Consider the following 20521-nt stretch of genomic DNA (forward strand, 5'->3'; position numbering starts at 1 on the left):
GAATTAAATTCGCCTGCGACAGCACGGCCCGTTTTGGGACGTGCGGTCAAAACGGTGAAGCCGCGGGGCTTGCCCCCGCGGTACTTCACAGTAGTCGTTGAAACGATTTATCGAGAAGCCGTGACCGTCCCCGGTTGAAACGAAAGCGGTCGTCACCGACGGACGCCGTCCTCGGCGACGGAATCGACGTCGACTCGAGCGAGCGAAGACACCGCCGACGGATCGACGAGACGGAACAAACGCTCGTCGCCTGCCCCTCCGCCACGTTCTCCCATCCTGCGTAGCGTCTACTGAGCGCGAATCGAGTGACGAAGGCACCAACGCGACGAGAGTGTCCCGCTCGAGATGGGAGGCCTCGCGTCGACAGGGTCGCCTCCATAGAAACTAAACCTATATTGCACATGAGAAACGTAGCTTGTATTAGTGGTGGCGAACATCGTCTCAGCCGTGAGCGTTCGATCGACACTGAACCGACACGGAGGAAGCCGATGAGCTCCGGGACGGACAACGACGACGACGGCAGGCACTGTTCGACGCCGGATTCGGACGGCGAGGTCGCCGAGGAGATTGCGATCGTCGCCTTCGAGCGGAAGATGGAGACCGCCGAGGAGATCAGCGACGAACTCGCGGACCGCTACGAGACGATCGACATCCTCGAGTACCACGGCGACGTCTTCGAGGAGTTCTGGGGCGAGTACGACTGTTTCGTCGGTCTGATGGCCTCGGGAATCGCGATGCGCAAGACCGCACATCTGCTCGACGACAAGTGGGACGATCCGGCGATCTGCGTCGTCGACGAGGAGTTGACGTGGGCGATTCCGATCACCGGCGGCCACCACGGGGCAAACCAGGTCGCACAGGACCTGACAACGATGGGGGCCGTTCCGGCGATGACCACCGCCTCGGAGGCAGCCGGCAAACAGGGCGTCGAGTCGCGTGCGAAGGCGATGGACGCCCACGTCGTCAACGGCGACTCGACGGTCAAAACGAACCTCGCCGTCCTCGACGACGATCTGGGGCCGGTCGCCCGACTCGAGGGACCACGGGCGGTGTTGGTCGGCGACGACGTGACCGTCCTCAAGCGGAACACGCAAAACGGTATCGTCGTCGGCACCGGAAGCGTCTCCGGCGCGGACACGGAGGCGTTTCTCGCCGCGTGGGAGGAGGCCCTCGAGGGGACGGAATACGGCTTCGCCGACGTGGAGTTCGTCGCCACCGCGACCCGCAAGGCCGAGGAGGAGGGACTGCTCGAGGCGGCCCGGGAGCTCGACCTCGGCGTCGTCACCTTCGACAGGGAGACGCTGCTCGACCACGAGGGGCCGACGCCTTCCAAATCGAAGGAGCTGATCGGCTGGCCCGGCGTCTCCGAGGCGTCGGCGATCGCCGGCGGGGCAAAACAGGAACTCGTCCTCGAGAAACGGAGCTACGAGAACGAAGTGACGGTGGCGATCGGCCGATGAGTCCCGACGCGTCGGAAACGGAGACTGCGGCCGAGACTGAGGGCGAAGCCGACCTGGGACCGGTCGCCGACGAAACGGCCACCGGCACACCCGACGATCACGGCACCCTCTCCGTCGTCGGCATCGGCCCCGGCCTGCCCGAGCACATGACCACGGCGGCCAAACGGGTCATCGAGTCCGCCGACGTCGTCATCGCCTCGAGTCTCTATCAGACGTTTCTCCGGAAAGACGGGACGCTCCCGCCCGAGGATGCGGTCGACGACGGTGGAGTCGCGACTCGAGCGGACGGCTCCACCCAGGAGATCGTCCGATCGACGATGGGTCGACAGATCGAACTCACCCGCGCGGCGTTCGACCACGTCCGCGAGGGGAAAGACGTCGCTCACGTCTCGGGCGGTGACCCCTCCGTCTACGGCAAGTCCGACCTCGTCTTCGCGATGGCCGAAGAAGACGACGCGACGGACGTGCCGATCGAGATCGTTCCCGGTATAACGGCGGCGCTTGGCGGCGCGGCAAACGTCGGTGCACCGCTGTGTAACGACTTCTGTACCGTCTCGCTGTCGGACAAGTGGCGTGGCTGGGAGGAGATCGAGGAGAAGTTACGGGCGGCGGCGATCTCGGAGTTCGTGATCGTTCTCTACAACTGTTGGCGAAACTACGAGGACGCAGTCGAGATAGTCCGCGAGGAACGCACCGACGACGCTCTCGTCGGGATCGTCAACGACGCCGGCCGCGCGGACGCCGGCCGCAACGGCGAGAGCGAGTTCATCACGATCCTCGGCGAGGCCGGAGACCACGACGACAAGGTGTCGGGAATGGGCACCTCGCTGATCATCGGTACCCACGAGACGAAGACCTGGTGCAACGACGACCGAACCTACCTCGTCACCCCGCGAGGCGGGCGTGACGTCGACGACTTCTGAGAGACCGAACTTCAATGAGCACGGATACCAACGCCGACGCGACCGACGAACCGACTTCGAACTGCGGTGCCTCGAGTTCCGACGACACCGAGTCCTCAAGCACGTGCGGTGCCTCGAGTTCCGACGACGACTCGACCGAACAGGAGGTCGGCGCGACGGTCGACGAGTTCGACGCCGACCCCGGCCAACTGCTCGCGGTCGGTCTCGGTCCCGGCCATCCGGAGGGAATGACCGACCGCGCGAAGACGGCCCTGCTCGAGGCCGAGCACATCGTCGGCTACACGACCTACATCGACCTCATCCCCGACGAGATCACCGAGGCGGCCGACGAACTGTACGATACGCCGATGTGTGGCGAAGTCTCACGCACCGAGGAAGCGATCGACCGTACGCTCGCGGGCAACGACGTCGCGATCGTCGGCAGCGGCGATCCGAACGTCTACGCACTCGCCGGTCTGGCCCTCGAGATCCTCGAGTCGAAAGGCGCGACGGCGTCGATGGTCGACTTCGAGGTCGTCCCGGGCGTTCCGGCCGCCCAGTCGTGTGGGGCGCGTCTGGGCGCACCGTTGGTCAACGACACCGTCTCGATCTCGCTGTCCGATCATCTGGTGGCGATGCCCGAGATCGAGTCGCGCCTGCACGCCGCCGCGAAGGAGAAGTTCACGATCGCGATCTACAACCCCTGGAGTCGCAAGCGTCGCGAAAACTTCCAGAAGTGCTGTGAGATCCTCCTGACCCACCGCGATCCCGACACGCCCGTCGGGATCGTCCACGGTGCCGGCCGGGAGGACGAACGAGTGTTGCTGACCGAGCTCGCGGAACTCGAGGCGCTGGGCGAGGACGAGATCGTCGACATGACGACGACGATCATCGTCGGCAACGAGGAGACGTACGTCTGGGACGACCGGATGGTGACGCCGCGGGGCTACGAGACGAAGTACGACTACTGAACGTCACAGATCAACAATGCCACACTACGAAATAACGGTCGAAAAGGACGCCTGCGACGGCATCTTCGCCTGTCTCACCCGCGATCCCCGCTTCGTCGAGGGGGCTGACGGTCTGGCGACGATCGATCCGGACGCCGACCCGATCTACGACTGCGACGGCGACGTCGTCGATACCGCCGAACGCGTCGTCGCGACGTTCGACGACGACCGGATCGACGAGGCGCGACAGGCTGCGGCGGCCTGCCCGACGGACGCAATCGCGGTCAAAGAGGTGGACGAATGAGTCCCGACAACGGTGACCGGTCGGACGAACGGGAACCACTCCTGAGCGTCCAGCCACCCGCGGACGCACTCGCCGGCCATCCGACGACGGCGTACTTCTGGGGCCACGTCGCCGCGAGCGGAACCGTTTCCGACGGGAGCCTCGAGGTCGTGACGAGCGACGAACGATCCGCCGAGACGCTTTCGGCGATCGCCGGCGGCGACGTCACACAGGAGACGACGAGTCGGGAGTACGCCCACGACGCGTCGATCACGCGAACGGCCGAGGAGTACACGCTAACCCTCGACGCTGACCGCGTATCGGAAGAGGGGCTGTTCGGTCGATCGACGACGGCTGGACTGCCCGTCGACGGCCGCGGAAACTATCGGTTCGGAGCGTTCTCGAGTCACGACCGGGAACTCCTTCGAGGCCTGCTCGAGGGCTGTGGAACGGTCTGTTTCAAGTCCTCGCAGGGGACGGTCGGAATCTCGTTCGTCCACGACGACCGCGACCTGCTCGAGATCGTTCGGGACCTGCTCGGGGACTGTCCGGTTGATCCACCGCTTGGCGACCTCTCGGAGACCTCCTCGGGTGGCTACTGGTTCGGCGTCGACGACGACGCCGCACCCGCCCTCGGTCGCTGGCTGTACGAAGACTGCGAGGAGAGCGGGCTGTACGCCCCCAGCCGCCGGCGAAAGCTCGAGCGGAGCCTCGAGCAGGCAAAAGCGCTCGAGTGATCCGCGCTGCGGCACGCGTGGCGCGCCGTTGGAACGGGGAGGGCGAGAGGGAGAGAGGAGTGAGGGAGAGAGGAGTGAGGAGTGAGGGAGAACACGGATACCCGAACGAGTTACGAACCATGCACCACACGATCGACGACGGACCCGCGTTCGACGACGAGGCTGTCCTGCTGGTCGGCCACGGCTCGCGTCGCGAACGCTCGAACGAACAGGTTCGCGAGTTAGCTGCCGGCCTCGAGTCACGTCTCGAGATCCCGGTCGATGCGGCGTTTCTCGAGCTAGCGGAGCCGTCGATCGAGGCGGCGTTCGACGGACTGGCGGGCGTCGTCGGTCGAGTGACCGTCGTCCACTGTTCGCTGTTCGCGGCCAGTCACGTCAAAAACGACGTGCCACTGGCCGTCGAGCAGGCGCGAACTGAGCACGACCTCGAGATCGACGTCGGCGCACACCTTGGAGTCCACCCCGCGATCCTCGAGATTCTCGAGGAGCGGGCGGCCGCCGTCGAGCGGATGGTCGGGGTCGATCGGGAGGTCGACGACATCGCCGTCGTCTGCTGTGGACGCGGCTCGAGCGATCCGGACGCCAACGGCGACGTCCACAAGCTCGCCCGACTGTTCTACGAAGGGCGGTCGTTCTCGCGCGTCGAGGCGTCGTTCGTCGGCGTCACCGAGCCGACACTCGAGGAGAGTCTTCACGGGCTGGCGAAACACCGACCCGACGCCGTGGTCGTCCTGCCGTACATGCTCGGCGACGGCGTTCTCACCCAACGCGTCCGGGACTGGACCGACGAGTTCGACGCCGACTACCCCTACGTGGAGGCCGCCGCAGGTGATCCACTCGGGACCGACCCGCGACTGCTCGAGGTCTTTGCGGACCGCTGGCAGGAGGCGCGGTCCGGAAGCGTCGAAATGTCCTGTGACACCTGTAAGTACAAGGTCGACCTGCAGGGCTACGAGGACGACCTCGGCGGCGCACGTGCGATGGTGCGGGCGCTGGCCCATCGAGCGAGTCACGCGGACCGCGAGGACGTCGACGACGAGCCACACGTCCACGACGGGCCGAATCGACACGTCGCGGTCTGTACGAACCGGACCTGTACCGAGATGGGATCGTCGGCGGTCCTCGAGCGACTACGACAGGCCACTCGAGACGCCGACGGCTGTGACGTCCGTATCACGCGGTCGTCCTGTCTCGGCCGCTGTGGCGACGGGCCGATGGTCGCCGTCTACCCCGAGGGCGTCTGGTACGGCGACGTCGACGACGCGGACGCCGAACGAATCGTTTCGTCCCATCTGGAACGGGACCGCATCGTAAGCGACATCGTCGACCGGACGCTCTGAGCCGGGTCTGTATCCATGAGCTGTTACGAAATTGAAGCGCTGAAACTCGGATTGATGAACGTCCTCGGCGGCGGGGACCGACACGCCCGCGAACACGCGGAGAAAGAACTGGACGGTCACCTCGAGGGGCCGATCGGGGCCCTCGCCGAAGCGAAGACCGTGGCCGGTATCGAGCGCCACCTCGATGCGGCGCTGGTGGATCTCGAGGAGGAGATCGCGGCGATGGATCCCGACGATCCCGAATACGACTACGCGCGCGGCCGGTTGCTGGCCGTTCGTGACGCTGAGCGAGCCGTTCGACGGCTGTCCGTACAGGGAGAGCACGTCGTCGACGGCCTCGGCGACGCCCACGACCTGCTCCACGAAACGTTTCCGGAGGAGTAACCATGGCGGAATCCAGTTTCGGCACCGACCGAATCGACCTGGGCGAGATCGACAGCGCACGGAGCCGCCACATGTGGACGCGCTCGAGCGTCCACCTGACCGACGACCTCGTCGTCGTCGGACGGGAAAACGGGACGGTGACGGCTTACGACCGAGAATCCCTCGCGGAGCGGTGGGCGGTCGACCATCCCGGGAGCGCAACCGGAATGGAGTCGGGCGAGGGTGCGATCGTCGTCGCCGGACGAGGCGAACGTGGATCGATCGCAGCCTACGATCTCGAGTCGGGCGAGCGCAAGTGGGACTACGAGACCGCACTCGACGTCGGCGAACCCGCAAGCGACGACCGATTCGCACTCCCGTACGTCGTCGACCTCGCTACCGACACGGACCGAGAAGTCGTCTACGCCGCCGCCAGACGCTACGAACGGACCGGGCAAGATCGACGGTGGCACAGTACGGTCTACGCACTCGAGTTCGGTGGAGAGGTTCGCTGGCGGTACGAAACCGACGCCTCGCCGATCGCGATCGACGTCGACGACGCCGGCGACCGCCTCGCAGTGGGTTTCAACCGCTGTCTGGGCGATCACGACGTCGGACTCGTCGTTCTCGAGCCCGAAACCGGCGAGCCCCACTGGCAGTGGGATCCTGGAACTGACGGGGATCGGCGGGTCGGCGACGTGGCGTTCGACGGCGATCGCCTCGCCGTCGCGAGCCACGGCGACAAGCGTGGCTACCTGCTCGGCCAAGGGGGCGAGGAACGCTGGCGGGTCGACCTCGCGGTCGAGACCGAGATCGGCGACGAGACGCTGTACGCCTACCCGAATCACGTCCACGCAACCGACGGCCACGTCGCGTTCGTGACCGGAAACACGTACGCCCTCGAGAGCCACGAGACCGAGAGTCGGCATCCGAACGAACATCGGATCGCCGTCTTCGACGCCGACGGCGAACGCCGGTGGGCCGAACCCGTCCGCGGCTTCGTACACGAACTCGCCGCAGATGGCGGGACGGTCGTCGTCCCCTGTGCACAGAACTTCCGGGTTCGCGATCCGGCAACCCACGCCATCCACCGGTTCGACCTCGAGACTGGCGACGTCGTAACACGATGTCTCGATGGAATCGCGACAGCCGTATCCCTCGACGGTGAGACTATCGCGGCGATCGAAGAGCCAGTCGTCTATCACGACGAAGAACGTGTCCGCGGCGAGTACGCACTCCAGATCCGATCGTAACCGAACGAATACGGTCTAACTGATAGGGAAAATTACAGTTCGATCGGTCGCTCGAGTCGAGAGGTTACTCGCCGACGACGAACAGTCGAAGATCGTTGACGTTCGTTCCGCTCGGCCCCGTTCGGAGAAGTGCGTCGACATCGGCGAGGAGAGCCCCTGCGTCGTTTCGCGCCAGCGCATCCCTGGCGTCGTCGGAGTCGATCTCTGCGGGGGCCACGATAGCGCCGGCGGCGTCCGACGTACCGTCGATTCCGTCCGTGTCGACGCTAGCGACGACGACCGGTTCGTCCTCGAGTTCGGCCGCGGCGCTCACCACGAACTCCTGGTTCGGCCCGCCCTGGCCCGGATCGTCGACGAGCGTAACCGTCGTCTCGCCACCCGAGAGGAGGACGACGGGCGGGGACGCCGGATTCCCCGTTTCGACACACTCCCGTGCGACGGCCGCGTGGGTTCTACCCGCTTCGCTGGCCTCGCCCTCGACGCTCGAGGAGAGAACGAGGGCGTCGTACCCGCGTGCGGTCGCAGCCTCCCGTGCGGCATCGAGTGCGGTCCAGCCGTTTGCCAGCACGGTCGTGACCACGTCGTCGAACACCGGATCGTCCGCAGTCGGCGTCTCGGAGTGTGTACCGGCGGCACCAGCCTCGAGACGATCGGAGACGGCCGTCGGTGCGTCGATCCCGTATCGGTCGATGACCGCGAATGCGTCGGCGTAGGTCGTCGGATCGGGGTCGAGTGGGCCGCTGGCGATCACCGAGAGGTCGTCACCGACGACGTCGCTGATCGTCAACCCGACGACAGTCGCCGGTGTGACAGCCCGTGCGAGTCGCCCACCTTTGATCATCGAGAGATGCTTTCTAACCGCGTTGATCTCGCCGATAGCGGCACCGCTCGAGAGCAACGCCTCCGTCGTCGACTGGAGATCCGACAGCGCGAGCTCGCCTGCCGGTGCCGCGAGCAAGGCGCTGGCACCGCCAGTGATACAGCCGACGACGAGATCGTCCGCCGTCGCGGATTCGGCGACCGACAACACCCGCCGGGCACCATCGACGCAGCGCTCGGTCGGAACCGGGTGGTCGCCCTCGACCACCTCGACGGCATCCGTCGGTTCGACGTCGTCGGTGACGACGACACCGCCGGAGAGGTGATCACCGAGCACCCCCTCGAGTTCGCGTGCGAACTGTCCGGCAGCGTTCCCACCCCCGAGAACGAGCACCCGGTCGTACGACTCGAGGTCGTAGACGAGATCGTCCACGTTGAACCCGGACGAGACGACGAGCCTGCCCTCTTCGACGGAGAGCGAACTCTCGGAGACCGAAGACGGGTGGGCCGCGCGAATACCGCACTCGAGACACGCGAGTGCAACCGAGTGCGCCGTCGATTCCGCACCGGCCCACGCATCATCGAACATATACCCTGGTCGTTCCGGTGACCTCTTGTAACTACCGTCGAAGAAGAGTCATCCGCGAACCGATCGAAGCGAAACGAGGCGGCCAGTTCGTCCGGTGTGACCGGTCCGGGTGTCCGGCAGACTACTCGGCGAGTTCCTCGTAATTCCCCCGGAAGAAGATCAGTGGCTGTTCGTCGGGGTTCTGTACCGCAGCGTCTTCGACGCGACCAACGAAGATCGTGTGGTCACCACCCTCGTGACGGGCATCGATGGTGCAATCGAGGTACGCGAGCGTATCCTCGAAGATGGGTGCCCCCGTCTCGGACCGGAAGAGATCGATCCCTTCGAATGGGTCGTCCATCTCGTGGTGCTGGCCCGCAAAGCGCGTCGAGAGTTCCTCCTGATCCTCTGTGAGGATGTTGACCGCATAGTTATCCGCCTTCTCGAGGAGATCGTGAGAGCTCGCGTCGACGTCACAGTTCCACAACACTAGCGGAGGATCTAACGACAGCGATGTAAAGGAGTTGACCGTCAATGCGTGGTCGTCCCCGTCGAGTGTAAACGTCACGACCGTGACGCCGGTGGCAAAGGTACCGAGAGTCGTCCTGAAATCGTCACCAGAAACCATTGTACTGGATGTGTCACAGCCTCGTAATAAATAGCTTACTGTGCGGGTCGTCGGCCATTCTGTGATCGCAGTTGCACAGTCGCCGAGCGGACGTGGATACCCCAGAGACCGTTGTACGTCGATGTATGGCCCCTGTTCGATCCGTTCCAGCGTAAACGGCCCAGCGGTTGCTGGCGGGCACGGCGATCGAAAGCCGATCAGTCCAACGGTCGATACTATTATTTGCCAGCGACGAATTGATTCGATTGATGTTTACAGTTGTCGCCGGAATCGACAAAAACGAGAACCGTGCCGCGGCGGTCGCCGACGCGATCGAATCGCTTCCCGGGGAAGACGAGACGGAGGTCGTCCTTGTTCACTCGTTTACCGACAATCCCGAAGGGGCGTCGGTCGACCAGATCGGAACCATTCGCCGAGTGAGAGAACGTCTTGAGGCGGAAGAGATCGACGTACAACTCGACGGGCGGAGCGGCGATCCGGCGACGACACTCCTCGAGGCCGCCACAGAGTACGATGCGGACCTCGTTGCAGTCGGTGCACGAGAACGGTCGCCCGCTGGAAAGGCCGTCTTCGGGAGTGTCACTCAGAGCGTTATTCTCGAGGGTGATCGATCGGTGCTCGTCTGTACAGCCGGCGATTTCGAGTGATATTCTCAGCACTGTAGCCGGGCGGATTCTCTCAGACGGATTGCTGTAACAATACACCGCCGAACCCGCGACCTGTCTGCGGGTTCGACGGTAACGACTTACTGAGAGTCAAGGAGAAAGCCCCGCCCTTCAGGGCGGGGATGAATCCGACACGACCCTTCACAGACCACTACTCGATGGCACGGCTGGATATTCCACGCTGCGTAATCCGCACCTTCAAGTAGGTTTGTTTACATAGGTTACATATGGCGAAACAGGTCGTCACCCGCACCTACACTGCTTCCATCAGGAACCAGCCACAGGTGTCCGGCGACCTCGATTCGCTCGGGTTCTCAGCATCGAAACTCTGGAACGTCGGACGGTGGACAATCAGTCGTGTCTGGGGCGAAATCGGCTACATCCCCGAACACGACGAACTCACCGCGTACCTCAAGTCGCACGAACGCTACGATGACCTGCATTCTCAGTCAAGTCAGCGAGTCCTTCAAGAACTCGCTGAGGCGTTCAACGGCTGGTACGGCAAACGACGCAACGGAGACACGAACGCGAACCCGCCCGGCTACAGAAAACACGGCGACGATCACCCACGTTCCACGGTCACGTTCAAAGCCGCCGGCTTCAAACTCGACACCAAATACGACCGCGTCCGACTCTCCAAAGGGTCGAACCTCAAGGACGACTGGTCGGACTTCATCCTCTGTGAATACCGGACGCGACCTGACGTTGACCTCTCGACCGTAGAGAGCGTTCAACAGGTTCGGGCCGTTTGGACAGGGGATGAGTGGGAACTGCACTTCGTGTGCAAAGTCGAGATTGAAGTGGCCGAAGCACCCGGTGAGAAGACCGTCGGCGTCGATCTCGGCATCAACAACTTCGCAGCACTCGCCTACGAAGACGGCCATGCCGAGTTGTACCCGTTGAACTGTCTGAAACAGGACGACTACTGCTTCAGCAAGCGTGTTGCTCGCTGTGACGACTCGAACTCCGAGCAGGCCACGCGGTTGAATCAGAAGAAGTCGGCTCGACGCACCCACTATTTCCACACACTCTCGAAACACATCGTTGAACGATGCGTTGAGGAAGGGGTTGGAACCATCGTGGTGGGCGACCTCTCCGGTATCCGTGAGGAAGAGGAGAACGGCGAGTCGAAGAACTGGGGCAAGCACGGCAACCTTGACCTGCACTCGTGGGCGTTCGACCGCTTCACTGACCTACTCGAATACAAGGCCAAGATAAAAGGTATCTCAGTTGAGGGGGTATCCGAGCGGGATACGTCGAAGTCGTGTTCCTGCTGTGGTCGTACACGTGAGGCGAACCGTGTTGAACGCGGGTTGTACGTCTGCGACGACTGTGATACAGTGGCGAACGCAGACGTGAACGGTGCTGAGAACATCCGGCAGAAAGTATCTCCGAGTCTCGCCTACGATGGGGGGGATAGGAGTAACGGCTGGTTGGCACAGCCATCGACGTTCTTGTTTGACAAGGAAACTGGTGCGTTCGCACCTCAAGAACAGGTCACGTCGTAAACCACAATATCCCAACGTGGGAATCCTCGCCCTTCAGGGCGGGGAGGATGTCAACAGTTCTCTCAGCTATGGTATTGATGGAGCGACGATTCACAAAGCTCACCACGACGGAACGTTTTCCAAGCCATCGATGGTTGGGCCAGCCAACCCTCGAGCGCTCCCGACAGTTGAACTACTATGAGGATATCTCCCGAACCTGATCTCCGGTGTGGTGACGAGATCTGAATCGCCTCGCCAACGCCGCTCGGGGTTACTCGACAGTTACGCTCTTGGCCAGATGGCGGGGCTTGTCGATCGATCGACCCAGTTCGTTTGCAACCCAGTACGAAACCAACTGGAGTTGTACGTTCGCCAGAACGGAAGTCAATCTCGGTCCGGCATCCGGAACCTCGAGAACGTGATCCGCATACTGAGAGAGGGTTGCGGGCGAATCCGTGACGGCAATGACCGGTGCGCCACGGGCCTCAACCTCGTTGATGTTGCCGAGCATCTTTTCGACGTGGTTTTCGCCGGTCGCCATCGCGAACACCGGGCTCGCTTCGGTCACGAGAGCGAGCGGACCGTGTTTTAGCTCACCCCCCGCAAATCCCTCCGCATGTTTGTAGGTGATCTCTTTCATCTTCAGCGCACCTTCTAACGCGACGGGTGCGTTGTATCCACGTCCGATGAAAAAGTACGAGTCAGCACCGACGTACTCCATCGCGATCTCGCGTGCAGTGGACTCGTCGAGAACCCGCTGGAGTTGATCCGGGAGTGTACGGAGTCGTTTGATCGTGTCCAGTGACGCCGACCCTGTAAGCGCGCTGGTGAGGAGGGTGAGTGCGACTTGCTGACTGGCAAACGTCTTCGTCGCCGCGACACCGATTTCCGGGCCAGCACGGATGTACATCACGTGATCACATTCTCGAGCCGCGGAGCTACCAACGACGTTCGTTACTGCGACTGTCGACGCGCCGGCTTTGTTCGCCGTCCGCAGTGCGCTCATCGTATCCGCCGTCTCACCGCTTTGTGTTACTCCGATAACAACGGTTCCGCTGTGTATCGGGACCGATTCCGCAGCGTACTCACTCGCCCGGAAACACTGGGCGTGGATGCCCTGTTCTCGCAGTAATCGTGCACCATACAGTGCGGCGTGAAACGACGTCCCACAGGCGACGAACTGAACTGGCCCGTCGCGCTCGAGCGTGCCGAGGTCGGAGAGTTCTTCGACGGTGATCGATTCCTCCATCTCGGAAACGCGTTCACGAAGACACTTTCTGATGGCCGTTGGTTGTTCGTAGATCTCCTTGAGCATGTAATGCTCGTGGCCGCTCTTTCCAGCGTCTTCAGGGTCCCAATCGACCGTTTCGACTGCCGTGTCGACGATGACACCCTGTTCGTCGGTGACGACGAACCCCGAGGGGTTGATCCGTACGAACTCGCCATCTGCGAGGTAGACGACGTTATCGGTGTACTCGATGAACGCTGGAACGTCGCTCGCGAGATAGTAGCCATCGGAACCAACGCCGAGTACTAGCGGTGACTCATTTCGTGTAGCGTATACCGCCTCATCGCCCGTGAAAACAGCCGCAACAGCGTAACTCCCCTCGAGTCGATCAATCGCCCGACGGAACGCCTCGTCGTGGCCGGCACCCGTTGTGAGTGCTCGTTCGATCAGGTGTGGAATGACTTCCGTATCCGTTTCGCTCTCGAGCGTATGACCGTCTTCCTCGAGTTCGGTTCGGAGCGACTGATAGTTCTCGATAATACCGTTGTGAACGACAGCGACTGTTCCATCACAGTCCGTGTGGGGATGTGCGTTCGTATCCGACGGCGGTCCATGCGTGCTCCAGCGTGTGTGTCCGATCCCAGCGTTCCCCGAGAGAGATCTGTCGGACAGGGCGGTCTCGAGCCCCGACACGTCGCCTTCACGCTTGTGAACCGAGAGGGAGCCGTTCGAGACTGCGAGACCGGCGGAATCGTAGCCGCGATATTCGAGACCCGAGAGGCCAGTCAGAAGGACGTCACCGACGTTCTGAGTCGTCCCCGTGTATCCGATGATTCCACACATTACGATCGTACCTCCGTGCCTTCAGGGAGTGCACCACGGACAGTTGCGCCGGCAGAGACGGACGAATCGGAGCCGACGATCGTGCCGGGTACGTACGTACACCCACCCTGATCGTGGACGTGATCTGCGAGCAACGCCCCGAGTTGTTCGTCTTCGAACACGCGGTCCTCGACGCGGACGTCACCCGGTCCGCCAGGGATCGTCGTTCCGTTCCCGATTTCGACGCCGACCCCGGTCACGCAATCGACGACGGTCGCCGACGCGCCGATTCGAGTGTCCATATCGACGACGCTGTGTTCGACGACAGCGTTCGAGCCGACAGTCACGTTTTCACCGAGACAGACGTACGGTCCGACGATCGCACCGGGCCCGATTTCACAGTCAGGCGCGACGACCGTTGGCTCGCGGACGACCGCGGTTTCGTGGACGGTCGCCGTCGACGCAATACACTGGTCGTCCTCGACCAGATCGCTTTCGAAGAGATCGAACGAGACAGTGAGAAGATCCCACGGATACGTTGCATCCACCCACAGCCCGTCGGTTACGACTCCATTGACCGTCGCATCCGACTCGAGGAGGCCGGCGATTCCGGCCGGAAGCGATTGCTCTCCGGTACGCGGCGTAACTGATCGAATCGCCTCGAAGATCCGTGGCTCGAATACGTAGACACCAGCGTTAAATCGGTAATCCCGATCGTCTTCGGGGTTTTCAACGATCTCGGTGACGGCTCCATCCTCGACGATAACCCCACCATATTCCGACGTATCCGGGCGACTGAGGAGCCCCAGTGTCGCCGCCTGATCGGTGTGGGCATCGAGAACGTCACACATAATCTCGCTCTCGACGAGTTGGTCTCCGTTAACGACGAGAGTCGTCCCTTCGATTTCCGGTTCCGCCATCAAGAGTGCATGCCCGCTCCCGAGTTGTTGGTCCTGCGTGACGTACGTCAGGGGAACACCTCGGTACGTCGGCCCGAAATAGGACTGAACACGGTGTTTTCCGTATCCGACGACGACCGTGATATCCGAGACCCCAGCCTCGAGGAGCTGGTCGAACACGTGCTCGAGAATCGGCGTTGTCGCGGCTGGAAGGAGCGGCTTCGGCCGGTTGTGTGTGAGTGGGCGCAACCGTCTCCCTTCCCCACCCGCAAGGACGACGGCGGAAACTGAGTCCATACTACTCTGGTGAAACTACAGACACTTACAACTATAGGATAACAAACATATTTCCCTGCGCAAAGTCCTTTAATTACATATGTGTTAAAGATCGATTATGTCTTATAAATGTATCGGGAGAAGAAGACGATTCTCGGTAATAATGTTTATGGATTGTGTTTCAGCCTACCAACACCGCGCGATCGATTGCGCTGCGATGGTTGGCTTAGCCAGGGGTCACTCCGACCGGAATCGGAGCGTGACCAGCCAGTCGCTGCGTTCGCCACCGGCACGCACCTCGACTCGTACCGGACGCTCGAGTCCAGCGGCGAACCCGGTCGCCAGAAACGAGGGGATCGGGTGATCGAACCGATCGAGTGATGTAATAGCGGCTCCCGAAATCGCGACCGTTACTCGCCCATCGGCTGCGTCGACATCCGGATCGGCGCTGGATGCAAGTTCCAGTTGTTCGACGACCCCATCAGACAGCTGCGTTGCAATCGTCTGCGGATGGGACCCGAGATCGCCGCGGAGGCCGCGTTCGAACTCCTCGAGGAGGAGTAAACCGTTCGGTGTGAACGTCACGCCGCGGCGTTGCTCCTCGAGGACGAACGGCATCGACAACGGTGTTGGAACGTCGCGTGGAACATCCTGATCGTTCGAGGTGTGTGCTGGAAGATACAACTGGACACGTTCGCCCTCGACAGGGACGTACAGTCGGTCATCCTGAACGCCGAGTTCGGTGGCGATTGCACTGGCGTTTCTCGCGTAGGTCGAGTAGATTCGTTCGCCGATATCCGCGGCGACGAACTGTCCCGGGGTGAGGTAGTACGTGAGTATCCCACCGAACAGCCCCGTCGCACCGAGGACGATCAGGACCTCACGAACGGGTTCGAAGAGGATACCGCCACCGACGGCGACACAGCCGACCACGACCAGTGCGAACGCCGTTTTTCGGTACGACGATCGTTTGGCTCGCGCATACTCCTCGCGAAGTCGACGGTTTTCGGCTTCGAGTAGCGTTACACGTGCCCGTGTGTCGACGTCGCCGGTCCGTGGCGAGGCGGACACAGCGTCGTCCGTCCGTGTCGAATCGCGCGTCGCATCGTCAGCCGCTGGTTCAGCGGAGTGTGTCTCGGTACTCATGGGTTCTCTCGAGGTGATGATACCGACTCGTCGTAGTCCGTTTCAGACCGCGGGCTGTTCTCGGTCTCGGAGACCAATCCGAGTGCAACGAGTTGGTAGCGATGAACGCTGTAACACGCAAGCGCGATGACGACGACGGTCACGCCAGCAGCGACTGTGACCGACCGGGACTGTACCGCCCAGACGAGACCGGCCAGCGCGAGTGTACTGGCGGCAGTGACGACGGTGAGAGTGACCGGTGCTGGCCGACGGGCGACGCTTCCCAGAACCAGTCCACCAAACCCGACCTCGACACCCCAGACGGCAAGAGTCATCGTCCCGACTCCGGTCGCTGCAAGCGACGAAACCAGAGCGACGTGACCGACTGCGACTGCATATGGGACGCCAAACAGCGACCAGACGCCGGCCGTCAGTACTCCAGCGACGACTCCCACTGCGCCGAACGCGAGCCAGAAACAGAGGGACAGCCCGAGAAGGGCACCGATCTCTATCCAGCGGTACTCTGCCGTTTCGATAGGAAGATCAGCAACCAGTGAGTGATTATCCATCGGAAATACCTCGTGACGGGGAGACCGACGACCGACTGTGGTCTGTGGCGAGTACGGTCGCCAGTTGCTCTCGCGGCCCGACCTCCAGCGCCGTGACCCCTTCGAGTCGATCGAGTTTCCGTCGGAACTCCTCGAACGCAACGTATCGATCGAACGACTCCTCGAGCGCCGCCGGAGATTCGGCGTCGAACAGTACCGATGGCGTGATCAAAACGAGGACACGGGAGCCGCCCGTCCGCGCAACGTGTACGGCCTCTGTGAGGGCAACGCGATCCGAGTCGTCGGTACAGAGCACCATCAACGCGCGACGCTTCCGTCTCCGTACCACCGTTCGAATAGCGCCTCGCAACGGTTCCGATTCAATGTCGGTGCGATACGTTTGGCGGTGACGGTAAAACGGCCCGAGCGTACGGGAAAACGCACTGTGGCCACCGGACTCGAGTTCCCGAAGCGCGACGCGAGCCGTGGTTGGAGCGATGTCGTCCTGTCCGACACCCGGCGTGTGTGCTGGCTGTCGAGAGGGTCCCGACGTGCTGTTCCGTGTTCCGTTTCCCGAACGTGATCCGAGTGTCGGCTCGAGGTCGAAGAGGTACTGACGGATCCGACGATACTGTGCCGGTTCGGTCGCGTGGTCCATCCGTTCCGTGATACCGTCGTTTCCAACGGCGAGTAGCCCGACCGGGTCCCCGAGGCGACGGGCGCTGACGACCATCGAGAGTGCAACGTCACGCACGTAGTCGAGTTTCGTCTCGCCATCGGGGCCTGCATCGAGGGCGGCTCGGTGGTCGACGACGATCGTCGTCGGCTGGTCCGTCTCCGGTTCGTACTCTCGGATATGGACCGTCGCGAGGCGGGCAGTCGCCTTCCAGTCGATCCGATCGATGTTGTCGCCGGGGACGTACTCGCGTAACTCCGCAGGTGTCAACCCTGACCCGGAGTGGCTGGTAGTGTGTTGCCCCTGAACCACGGAGACGGGATCTCCTCCGGAGCCGACGTGGACCTCTCGAGGGGCCCGCGCGTCGACCGTAAGTGTCGGTGTCGGTCCGATGTCGAGTTCTTCCCGAAACCAGCCGTCGGTGGCGAGTACCGTCGCCTGGTCGAACTGATGCCGACCCGCAACGGGACACTCGAGTGGGATCGTCGTCGATCCACCTGTCAATCCCGGGTCGACCTCGAGTGTGGTCGGCCGTGATTCCGACTGCGCTACCGTTGCAGTCGGAAGTCCGGGAACGACCGTAAGCGAAAGTGGGGACGGCTCGAGCGTCGTGCGAACGGTAACGGTTGTCGTCTCGCCGGTTCGAAGGCCCGTTCTGTCCGGCGTTTGTTCGACCGACAGCGTTCGACGCATTCGATCCAGGTCTCGATAAAATCGGTACTGGTGAGCCAGTATCCAGGTGCCAAGCAGTGCCGTCGCGCCGAGCATCAGGGGATGGGAGAACACGACCGCGAGGGCTGCGGTAGACAGCGTGAGCAACCCAATTCCCCACAGTTGGCGCGTCGGGCGCATATCCCAGAGGAGTCACGGTATCGTGTTGAAGGTGTTGGTTGGTCTGCTCGAGGTCCGGGGCAAGCAGACAGTTTTTTGGTTCGACTCCCACATCAGTAACTGTGAACGTCGTCGTTGGTCGGGGAATCGTCGTCGTTTCAGTCGTTTCCGTTCTTCTTCTAGTCGGCTTTGCGGGCGCAGTTCCGGCGGTGAGTAACGCGAGTATCGACAGCGCCGTCGTGACCCAGACCGACACTCTTCCCGAGAACGAAACACCGCGACACGAGAACCCGGACGAGTACACTGCCTCCGCCGACGACGACGCGGTCGAAGACTGGCTTACGGACAACCTCGATGACCGGCTACGAGACAGTACTATCGCACTCGAGCAAGAAGAGTACGAACTGGCCAGTGAGTATCTCGACGACGAGTACGACGATCGAGTCGAGCAATACGTCGAGGTTACCGGTGAAACCGACGGAACCGGTGACAGCACATCCGACGACGACGATTCCGATTCGGAACGGCAGAGTGCGTATCAAACGGCCGGGGACGAACAGGAGTCTCTCACCTCGCTCACCAAAGAGTACGACGAGACGAAAACCGAGTACGAAACGGCACGCGAGGAGGGCGACGACGAGCGAGCCCGCGAGCGTGCCCGTGAACTGGAGTCGTTGAGCCAGGAAATCGAGGAGACGAGCACGACTCTCGTCGAACAGTACGAGTTACTCACCGACGAGACCGGCTCCGACTACACGGAGATGATCGAGTCGATCAACGCAACGCGCGCGGCTATCGAGGAAGCGCAAGCGGTCGTCCGATCGGAACAGTTCGTCGAGACGGAGCTTGTACTCGAGTCAGCGGCTGAGACGGCGTCGTTCGAAAACCCACTCCAGATTCAGGGCGAACTCCGGTCGGCCGACAGCTCGGATCCGCCGTTCGACGATCGACACATTTCGGGACTCGATCAATCCGTCGACGTCCAGACGGCCGAGGACGGAACGTTTACTCTCGTGTACCGACCGACAACCGAGCCAGTTTCCACGGACTCCATTTCGATTCAGTATACCCCAGACACCGAGACCGCGTATCTCGGGACGACCGAATCGGTTCCCGTCTCGCTCGAGCAGACGGCACTCGACGTCGACATCCACGAGCATACGCCGGTGGCAGCATACGGCGAGACAGTCAGAGTCTCGGGAACGGCGACAGCAGCGAATCGGTCGGTCGATGATCTCCCACTCACGCTGAGAGCCGGTGAACGAACGCTCGGGACGACGACCGTCGAGAACGGTTCGTTCACCGAAACGGTCGCCGTTCCTGGAACCGTTCCCGTCGGGGAGCGGTCGCTGAGCGTTTCGTTCGACCCCGACGATCGTGCACTGATGGCAGCATCGGCGGATCGCCCTATCACGATCGAGGCGACCCCAACCGAACTCGAGGTCGACGCCGAATGGACGGACGAATCCACCGTTCGGATCGACGGAACGTTCACCACCGCCGATGGCTCCGGAATCGAAGGAGAGGCGATCGACCTCGAGGTGGACGGCGTCACCGATGGAACGGTGACCACTGACGAAGACGGCACGATCGAAACCACGGTGTCGCCGTCCGACCCGGAAGAGCCGGTTACGGTGGTCGCGACGTACGAAGGCGACGGCAGTAACCTGGAACGGGCGCAGGATGACGCTACGGTCTCTCCGGTTTCGGCTCCAACCGGGGGAGGGGGCGGATCGAGTGTCCTGTCGATCCCCGTTGCCGTCGCCGTCGGTGGCGTTATCGTCGGTCTGCTGGTCGGTCTCGTGTGGTGGGTCTATCGGCAAGACTCGGACGAAACCGACCGGCAACACGGATCGGACGAGCGGCCGCCGGTCTCGCCAGTCGAGGAGTCGACGACGAGTACCCAGCGGACCGCCGATTCGCCACTCGAGAGTGCGAAACGCCACCTCACCGACGGCCGGACCGACGCTGCCGTTCGGAGCTGTTATGCAGCGGTCAGAGACGCTCAGCAATCGGTCCTCGAGACCGACCAGGTTTCGATGTTGACCCACCGGGAGTTCTATCACCGGTACCGAGCGAACGTCACCGATGCGACGCCGTTGCTGACCGTGACGATAGCCTACGAACGAGCGGTGTTCACTGCCGATCCAGTCTCGCAAGACGACGCTGAAGCCGTCCTCCGAACGGCCAAACAGCTTTGCTCGACGGACAGTTCGCCCAACGACGATCGGACACCAGCAGAGCAGACCGACGGGTGAGTCGGAGTGTCGGATGGAGGGTTGCGACCGCAGGTTCTCGGCACGTATGTTCCAGGATAGTCGCTGGCGTGGATGGAGTTATTGGCATTATTCTGGTACTAACTCCGAAGGAACCCGATTTCGATAACGTACAGAGTGACTTCCTCCCCACCCTACTCGCTCACGGCTCGCGCCGTTCGCTCCTTGAGGGTGGGGCTTCCTGTTTCCACGACGCGCTTTGCAGGAACCGAACCGGTCCCCGTAGGGAGCGCAGTCTCCGCAGGCGTTCGAAAATCGCTGAGCGATTTTCGCAGCCCATCAGAATCGCTTAGTGGTTCACAGAAGATTTAGGTATGCTTTGAGTTGGTAGGGTAATGGCGGGACAAGAAAAAGAGATCGTCCGTCACCTCAGTGAGGACGATCT

At 62.3% G+C, this 20521-nt stretch carries 19 protein-coding genes and 1 pseudogene; 12 read left to right on the top strand and 8 right to left on the bottom strand.

From position 1 onward, the window contains the following. The first annotated feature begins 134 nt into the window (after positions 1-134). From GRS80_RS14910 to GRS80_RS14950, 9 genes are all read left to right on the top strand, one after another. Positions 135-284 carry a hypothetical protein gene (locus GRS80_RS14910; protein ID WP_160048262.1) on the top strand — a complete coding sequence of 50 codons (150 nt, stop codon included), beginning with the start codon at positions 135-137 and terminating at the stop codon, positions 282-284. Positions 285-488: 204 nt separating this feature from the next. Further along, positions 489-1460, top strand: coding sequence for a cobalt-precorrin 5A hydrolase (cbiG, locus tag GRS80_RS14915; RefSeq protein WP_160048263.1), 972 nt, complete (start codon positions 489-491; stop codon positions 1458-1460). Then, a complete protein-coding gene (locus GRS80_RS14920; RefSeq protein WP_160048264.1) occupies positions 1457-2383 on the top strand; it encodes an SAM-dependent methyltransferase in 927 nt (308 codons plus the stop codon). Before cbiG ends, GRS80_RS14920 begins: the two co-directional genes overlap by 4 nt. A gap of 14 nt (positions 2384-2397) precedes the next feature. Beyond that, the gene (gene cobJ / locus GRS80_RS14925) at positions 2398-3333 is read left to right on the top strand and encodes a precorrin-3B C(17)-methyltransferase (RefSeq protein WP_160048265.1); all 936 of its coding nucleotides are present in this window, start codon (positions 2398-2400) and stop codon (positions 3331-3333) included. Between the two features lie 16 nt (positions 3334-3349). Further along, positions 3350-3616: a ferredoxin gene (locus tag GRS80_RS14930; protein WP_160048266.1), complete on the top strand. Its 267-nt coding sequence runs from the start codon at positions 3350-3352 to the stop codon at positions 3614-3616. Then, complete coding sequence (locus GRS80_RS14935) at positions 3613-4332, top strand: cobalamin biosynthesis protein (protein WP_160048267.1); 720 nt, start codon at positions 3613-3615, stop codon at positions 4330-4332. The genes GRS80_RS14930 and GRS80_RS14935 overlap by 4 nt, the downstream gene beginning before the upstream one ends. 119 nt (positions 4333-4451) lie before the next feature. Beyond that, positions 4452-5672: a CbiX/SirB N-terminal domain-containing protein gene (locus tag GRS80_RS14940; protein WP_160048268.1), complete on the top strand. Its 1221-nt coding sequence runs from the start codon at positions 4452-4454 to the stop codon at positions 5670-5672. Between the two features lie 15 nt (positions 5673-5687). Then, positions 5688-6056 carry a DUF3209 family protein gene (locus GRS80_RS14945; protein ID WP_149082550.1) on the top strand — a complete coding sequence of 123 codons (369 nt, stop codon included), beginning with the start codon at positions 5688-5690 and terminating at the stop codon, positions 6054-6056. A gap of 2 nt (positions 6057-6058) precedes the next feature. Beyond that, positions 6059-7288 carry a PQQ-binding-like beta-propeller repeat protein gene (locus GRS80_RS14950; protein WP_235019760.1) on the top strand — a complete coding sequence of 410 codons (1230 nt, stop codon included), beginning with the start codon at positions 6059-6061 and terminating at the stop codon, positions 7286-7288. 64 nt (positions 7289-7352) lie between these two features. Here the strand turns inward: GRS80_RS14950 and GRS80_RS14955 are convergent, their stop codons facing one another. Together GRS80_RS14955 and GRS80_RS14960 are read right to left on the bottom strand one after the other, a co-directional pair. Then, positions 7353-8696, bottom strand: coding sequence for a DUF4147 domain-containing protein (locus tag GRS80_RS14955; RefSeq protein ID WP_160048269.1), 1344 nt, complete (start codon positions 8694-8696; stop codon positions 7353-7355). A 121-nt stretch (positions 8697-8817) separates the two neighbouring features. Continuing rightward, positions 8818-9303: a flavin reductase family protein gene (locus GRS80_RS14960; RefSeq protein WP_149082552.1), complete on the bottom strand. Its 486-nt coding sequence runs from the start codon at positions 9301-9303 to the stop codon at positions 8818-8820. Positions 9304-9551: 248 nt separating this feature from the next. On the opposite strand from GRS80_RS14960, the gene GRS80_RS14965 reads away from it, so the two are divergent. Together GRS80_RS14965 and GRS80_RS14970 are read left to right on the top strand one after the other, a co-directional pair. After that, positions 9552-9950, top strand: coding sequence for a universal stress protein (locus tag GRS80_RS14965; RefSeq protein ID WP_149082553.1), 399 nt, complete (start codon positions 9552-9554; stop codon positions 9948-9950). Positions 9951-10195: 245 nt separating this feature from the next. Continuing rightward, positions 10196-11476 carry an RNA-guided endonuclease TnpB family protein gene (locus GRS80_RS14970; RefSeq protein ID WP_160048270.1) on the top strand — a complete coding sequence of 427 codons (1281 nt, stop codon included), beginning with the start codon at positions 10196-10198 and terminating at the stop codon, positions 11474-11476. Between the two features lie 250 nt (positions 11477-11726). Here GRS80_RS14970 and glmS read toward each other — a convergent pair whose 3' ends face one another. The 5 genes from glmS to GRS80_RS14995 form a co-directional block, all read right to left on the bottom strand. Then, the gene (gene glmS / locus GRS80_RS14975) at positions 11727-13526 is read right to left on the bottom strand and encodes a glutamine--fructose-6-phosphate transaminase (isomerizing) (protein WP_160048271.1); all 1800 of its coding nucleotides are present in this window, start codon (positions 13524-13526) and stop codon (positions 11727-11729) included. Then, positions 13526-14701, bottom strand: coding sequence for a sugar phosphate nucleotidyltransferase (locus tag GRS80_RS14980; RefSeq protein WP_160048272.1), 1176 nt, complete (start codon positions 14699-14701; stop codon positions 13526-13528). The genes glmS and GRS80_RS14980 overlap by 1 nt, the downstream gene beginning before the upstream one ends. 216 nt (positions 14702-14917) lie before the next feature. Next, positions 14918-15826 carry a hypothetical protein gene (locus GRS80_RS14985; protein WP_160048273.1) on the bottom strand — a complete coding sequence of 303 codons (909 nt, stop codon included), beginning with the start codon at positions 15824-15826 and terminating at the stop codon, positions 14918-14920. After that, entirely contained in the window at positions 15823-16374 is a 552-nt protein-coding gene (locus GRS80_RS14990) for a hypothetical protein (RefSeq protein ID WP_160048274.1), read from the bottom strand. The genes GRS80_RS14985 and GRS80_RS14990 overlap by 4 nt, the downstream gene beginning before the upstream one ends. Continuing rightward, on the bottom strand, positions 16367-17881 hold the full coding sequence (locus tag GRS80_RS14995; RefSeq protein ID WP_160048275.1) for a DUF58 domain-containing protein: 1515 nt from the start codon (positions 17879-17881) through the stop codon (positions 16367-16369). Before GRS80_RS14995 ends, GRS80_RS14990 begins: the two co-directional genes overlap by 8 nt. A gap of 101 nt (positions 17882-17982) precedes the next feature. On the opposite strand from GRS80_RS14995, the gene GRS80_RS15000 reads away from it, so the two are divergent. Next, a complete protein-coding gene (locus tag GRS80_RS15000) occupies positions 17983-20118 on the top strand; it encodes a hypothetical protein (RefSeq protein ID WP_160048276.1) in 2136 nt (711 codons plus the stop codon). A 152-nt stretch (positions 20119-20270) separates the two neighbouring features. Here the strand turns inward: GRS80_RS15000 and GRS80_RS20820 are convergent. Then, positions 20271-20423: pseudogene (locus GRS80_RS20820) on the bottom strand (RNA-guided endonuclease TnpB family protein); the annotation flags it as partial. Positions 20424-20521 lie beyond the last annotated feature (98 nt).

This window comes from Natrialba sp. INN-245 (assembly GCF_009807105.1).
GTDB lineage: Archaea > Halobacteriota > Halobacteria > Halobacteriales > Natrialbaceae > Natrarchaeobius > Natrarchaeobius swarupiae.